The 1194-nt window shown below is 66.8% G+C and carries 1 protein-coding gene and 1 pseudogene; both read left to right on the top strand.

Annotation, left to right across the window (positions count from 1 at the left end):
• Positions 1-301 precede the first annotated feature (301 nt).
• Entirely contained in the window at positions 302-547 is a 246-nt protein-coding gene (locus AVS7_RS15770; protein ID WP_020230649.1) for a type B 50S ribosomal protein L31, read from the top strand.
• 105 nt (positions 548-652) lie between these two features.
• A pseudogene (locus AVS7_RS15765) lies at positions 653-1194 on the top strand (hypothetical protein); the annotation flags it as partial.

The following is a 1194-nucleotide window of genomic DNA, read 5'->3' as shown; positions in this document are numbered from 1 at the left end:
TCATTGCTCTGATTTTCTCAGCGCATGTGGCTCGCCAAGCACGTCAGGAGATGATTTATGCAGACTGTCCCTAGGGGAAGGGGGACGCAGCCAGCGCGGCGGGGCGGCGCGGCCGGCCCAGGCCCTTGCGCGGCTGCCCGCGCTTGGGTCGCGCCAGTTTCATCGTTGCGGGTGGCGCGCAGCGGTATGGAAAACTGATATGCGATAATGGCGGGCTTTTTGCGGAAAGTACGCCAAGTTTTCGAATGCGCAAACCGGTTGCGCATGGCTGGCACGGCTCCCGCTGACTTAGGAAAAGGCTATGAAAGAAGGCATCCACCCCGATTACCGCGAAGTGCTGTTCGTCGATCTGTCCAACGGCTTCAAGTTCGTGACCCGTTCCTGCGTGAACACGAAGGAAAAAGACACCTTCGAAGGCAAGGAATACCCCCTGTTCAAGCTGGATACCTCCAGCGAGTCGCACCCCTTCTACACCGGCACGCAGAAGTCGGTGGACAACATGGGCGGCCGCGTGGAGCGCTTCCGCAACCGCTTCGGCAAGAAGTAAGCAACGCCTCTCTCCAGGTTTTGCCGATCGAGGGCAGCCGGTTCGCCGAGCTGCCCTTTTTCTTGGCTATCCTCCAGCGGTCCCGTTGTCCGCCTTGTCCACCGCGTGAACCATCCCACCCCCGCCATCGTTGCCCAAAGCGCCGTGCGGCCGCTGCCGCGCTGGGCGCTGCTGCTGCTGTGCCTGGCCTATGCCGTGCCGGGCTTCGTGGGGCGCGACCCCTGGCGCAACGCCGACATGGCCGCTTTCGGCTACATGCGCGAGCTGGCCCTGGGCCGCACGCCGTGGATGAACCCGCTGCTGGCCGGCATGCCGCCCGACACCGACGGCCCCCTGCCCTACTGGCTGGGCGCCTGGGCCATCCAGGCGCTGGGCGGCTGGCTGCCCATGGACGTGGCCGCGCGCCTGCCCTTCGCCGCGCTGCTGGCCGTCACGCTGGCCGCCACCTGGTACTGCATGTACTACCTGGCGCGCAGCCCCGGCGCGCAGCCCGTGGCCTTCGCCTTCGGCGGCGAGGCCCAGCCCGCCGACTACGCCCGCGCCATGGCCGACGCGGCCCTGCTCGCGCTCATCGCCTGCCTGGGGCTGGCGCAGCTCTCGCACGAAATCACCAGCCACCTCACCCAGCTCGCCTGCACGGCGCTGCT

This window comes from Acidovorax sp. MR-S7 (assembly GCF_000400995.2).
Lineage (GTDB): Bacteria > Pseudomonadota > Gammaproteobacteria > Burkholderiales > Burkholderiaceae_C > MR-S7.
This window is presented reverse-complemented; position numbering and strand designations above follow the sequence as displayed.

Bases quoted from the DNA above. Each gene is read 5' to 3' on its own strand.
- AVS7_RS15770 (WP_020230649.1), top strand. From the start codon at position 302: ATGAAAGAAGGCATCCACCCCGATTACCGCGAAGTGCTGTTCGTCGAT.